Below are 3704 nucleotides of genomic sequence, written 5' to 3'. Positions count from 1 at the left end.
TATTGAGCCGAAACTGGTGGGTTTCCTACTCGATCGTGTAGCGGACGTGGCGGGCTCTGAAGTAGCCGCAGACGATGCGGGGTTGGCGCTGCCTGCGGTGCAGGAAGCGCCGGGTCTCGCGGGCGAGGTCGTCGACGGAGGTGGCGCGGGCSGCGTGGACGTGGTGTTTCAGATCGGCGTTCAGCAGCTCGTCGGGGTTGAGCTCGGGGCTGTATCCGGGCATCAGGTGCAGCTCGATCCGCTCGGCGTTCTCCTCCAGCCAGGCCCGGACGGCTTTGCTGCGGTGGACCGGGTGCCGGTCGACGATCACATGGACCTTGCGCCCGGCGTGTGTGGCGAGGCGATCGAGGAACGCGCACATCACCTTGGCGGTGAACCTGCCGGGGAAGACCGTGAACCACAGCGCGCCGCGCGAGGCGACGGCGGACATGATGTTCACGCGGAAGCGGCGGCCGTTGACCCGCACGAGCGGGGTGTGCCCGGCCGGGGCCCACGAGCGTCCCGGCGGCGCGGTGTCCGAGCGCAGGCCGCACTGATCGGCCCAGACCAGCTCRGCCTTCTCCCACCGGGCCCGCGCTTTGATCGCCGGATACTCCTCCTGCAGCCACGCCCGCACCTTCTCCGGCTGCTGCCGGTAGGACCGGCGGRCCGGGCGCTGCGGCGTGAAGCCGTGCCGGCGCAGCCACTTGCCCACCCCCTGCTCGGTCATCGACACCCCGCACACCAGCTTGATCAGCGCCTTCACCGAGGCGCGGGTCCACAGCACGCCGCCGTGCCCGACCTCGGCAGGGGTGTAGTCCCGCATCGCCTGCAGYACCGCCCCGCGAGCTGATGRATCCAGCAACTCGCCCATTCCTGGACGCGGTTGCCGCACCRCAGCGAGCAGGGCCTGACGGCCGCCGGCCCGGAAAGCCCTCCACCACGTGCCCACCGACCGCTCGGACACCCCGAACAACTCCGCGGCCTGGCCATACGTCTTGACCTGCCCGGACTCCAGCGCCGCGACCACCCGCAGCCGCAGGTCCGCCTGTGCGGCAGGCGTCAGCCGCCGCATGTCCCCACTCTCGATCACACCCGATCAACGAGCAGGAAACCCATCAGTTTCGGCTCAATACTTCCCGGTCCAGGCCACGGTGCGGTAGTTCTCGTTCTGCCGGGTGGCCGTTTCGATGTCGAACGCGTTCGGGCGCGGTCCGTTGTCGTTGATGGTCATTGCTTGTGCCTCCTTTCTGCTGCGACGTCGTTGGCCGTCGTCACGTTCGTAGTTCCCCGGTTCCCCGACGGGAGAGTAATAGTCAAGACCTGTGGATCGTTGAAGTCATCGTCTGATGCTCCGGTGCCACCGGATCTCGCCTTCGTGCCATTCGTCGATGGGCGTGAGCCCGGCGGCAGTGGCGACGGTGGCGGATGCCCGATGGTCGGGGTGGATGTGGGCGATGACGGTATGCACCGGCTGTCGGCTGAGCCAGGTGCGATCTCTCGGTTTCGGGACAGTGGGGTGAGTGACAGTGGGCCTGGGTGTGTTGTTGCTGGTCGGTGGTGGTTTAGGGGCGTGGGGCCACTGTCATGAGGGTGAGAGTTCCGTGGGTATCGCTGTCGTGGGGGTGTTATTGCATGAGAAGCGATTCCCAATCCGGGCGGCACGGCTGCGGCTCGAACCTGCGTCCGCGCGGTGCTCGTTCAGATGAACACGTGGTCGTCGGCGCATAGGAGAAGGGCCTCCTGAACATCTCGGTGATGTCGAGTCAACCGAGCACCAGGAGGCCCTCGTGTCCCACTCTGTCCTGCCCGYSTCCGCCCCGTCCAGCTCCGGCACCTCACCGTGTGACTGCCTCGCCCATCTGTACGGCAACGCCGCGGACAACCCGGATCGCGMACCGGGCTACGMCTCCGATCTGACGGACGCGGAGTGGGCCGTGCTCCGGCCCCTGCTCCCCGTCCCGGCCTGGCTCAACGGACGGGGCGGACGCCCGGAAAGCTACTGCCACCGTCAGGTGATCGATGCCGTGCGCTACCTGGTCGCCGAGGGGGTGCGCTGGGCAAGCCTGCCGCGCGACTTCCCGAAGTGGCGGGCCGTCTACCGCTTCTTCCGCCGCTGGCGCGACAACGACCTGATCAAGGAACTCTACGGACGGCTCCGTGCCYGCCTGCGCGAACTGGCCGGCAAGGACACCGAGCCGACGGCCGCGATCATCGACTCGCAGTCCGTGAAAGGCGACGCCACGGTGCCGGCCCGCTCACGCGGCTACGACGCCGGAAAGAAGATCAACGGGCGCAAGCGGCACATCGCCACCGATACCCTCGGCCTGCTCCTGACCGTGATCGTGACCGCCGCCTCGGTCAGCGACCGCGACGCCGGCGCCGACCTGCTGCGGGCCCTGCGCGAGCGGCACCACGCACTCCGCCTGGTCTGGGCCGACGGCGGCTACACCGGCTGGCTCGTCACCTTCGCCGCCGGCGTCCTCGCCCTCGCGCTGACCATCGTCAAACGCCCCGACGACATCACCGGCTTCACCGTCCTGCCCCGCCGCTGGGTCGTGGAGCGGACGTTCGCCTGGCTGATCCGGGCCCGCCGCCTCGCCCGCGACTACGAAACGCGCACCGACAGTGCCGAGGCCATGACCTGGTGGGCGGCCACCATCCCCGCCACCCGCCGCCTCGCCCGCGGCGGTGCCCCCGCACCCCGCCGCCTCAAGCAGACCAACCCGGCCCCGGCCTGAACAACCCCGGCCCCGCCTCGACGAGCCACCCCCGCTCCACCAGCCTCTTCGCCCTAAACCGGGCCGCCTGCTCCCGCGCATCCGTGGCCTGCCAGCCCAGACCGTCCCGCAGCCCCCTCGCCCGCACACCACCACCGCCCCCGGCACCGTCACGCTCGACCAGGGACACGATCCGGGCGTACTCCTCCGGCAGGGCAGACCGCTCCAGGCCCTTGGCCCACACCGGCACCTCGGCCTTCCGGCCCGCACCGCCACCGACCACCACCGCCTCCCCGGCGGCCGCCTCCGTGACCTGCGCCGGCACACCGGACAACGCGTCCACCARCTCCTCACGCGCGATCACCGCCCGCCGCGCGGCCTCCTCCGCTTCCACCACCGCGGCCTGAAGCCGCTCCAGTTCCACCCTCAGCTCCTCGGCCCGCGCGAGCGCCACCCGCTCGCGTTCTTCCAGCAACCCCATCGCCGACGGCATCGGCCACCTCCGCACACCGGGACTTGAACACGACGGCCCGAGCATGCCTTTACGACGCAGCAACCATGCCTGAACTGGGAAAACGTGAAGCTATTGAGCCGAAACTGATGGGTTTCCTGCTCGTTGATCGGGTGTGATCGAGAGTGGGGACATGCGGCGGCTGACGCCTGCCGCACAGGCGGACCTGCGGCTGCGGGTGGTCGCGGCGCTGGAGTCCGGGCAGGTCAAGACGTATGGCCAGGCCGCGGAGTTGTTCGGGGTGTCCGAGCGGTCGGTGGGCACGTGGTGGAGGGCTTTCCGGGCCGGCGGCCGTCAGGCCCTGCTCGCTGTGGTGCGGCAACCGCGTCCAGGAATGGGCGAGTTGCTGGATTCATCAGCTCGCGGGGCGGTGCTGCAGGCGATGCGGGACTACACCCCTGCCGAGGTCGGGCACGGCGGCGTGCTGTGGACCCGCGCCTCGGTGAAGGCGCTGATCAAGCTGGTGTGCGGGGTGTCGATGACCGAGCAGGGGG

At 69.8% G+C, this 3704-nt stretch carries 4 protein-coding genes; 2 read left to right on the top strand and 2 right to left on the bottom strand.

Annotation, left to right across the window (positions count from 1 at the left end; all coding sequences use genetic code 11):
- Positions 1 to 25: 25 nt before the first annotated feature.
- A complete protein-coding gene (locus tag DIZ27_RS44615) occupies positions 26 to 1054 on the bottom strand; it encodes an IS630 family transposase (RefSeq protein WP_109383941.1) in 1029 nt (342 codons plus the stop codon).
- Positions 1055 to 1841: 787 nt separating this feature from the next.
- On the opposite strand from DIZ27_RS44615, the gene DIZ27_RS44600 reads away from it, so the two are divergent.
- On the top strand, positions 1842 to 2720 hold the full coding sequence (locus DIZ27_RS44600; protein ID WP_109383942.1) for an IS5 family transposase: 879 nt from the start codon (positions 1842 to 1844) through the stop codon (positions 2718 to 2720).
- On the opposite strand, the gene DIZ27_RS44595 is transcribed toward DIZ27_RS44600, so the two are convergent.
- Positions 2692 to 3192 (bottom strand): hypothetical protein, encoded by a 501-nt coding sequence (locus DIZ27_RS44595; protein ID WP_109383940.1) that lies wholly within the window; start codon positions 3190 to 3192, stop codon positions 2692 to 2694. The two genes, DIZ27_RS44600 and DIZ27_RS44595, sit on opposite strands and share 29 nt — an antisense overlap.
- 151 nt (positions 3193 to 3343) lie before the next feature.
- On the opposite strand from DIZ27_RS44595, the gene DIZ27_RS44590 reads away from it, so the two are divergent.
- A partial coding sequence (locus DIZ27_RS44590; protein WP_146229162.1) for a helix-turn-helix domain-containing protein occupies positions 3344 to 3704 on the top strand: 361 nt, incomplete at its 3' end.

The organism is Streptomyces sp. NWU339 (assembly GCF_003143855.1).
Classification (GTDB): domain Bacteria; phylum Actinomycetota; class Actinomycetes; order Streptomycetales; family Streptomycetaceae; genus Streptomyces.
This window is presented reverse-complemented; position numbering and strand designations above follow the sequence as displayed.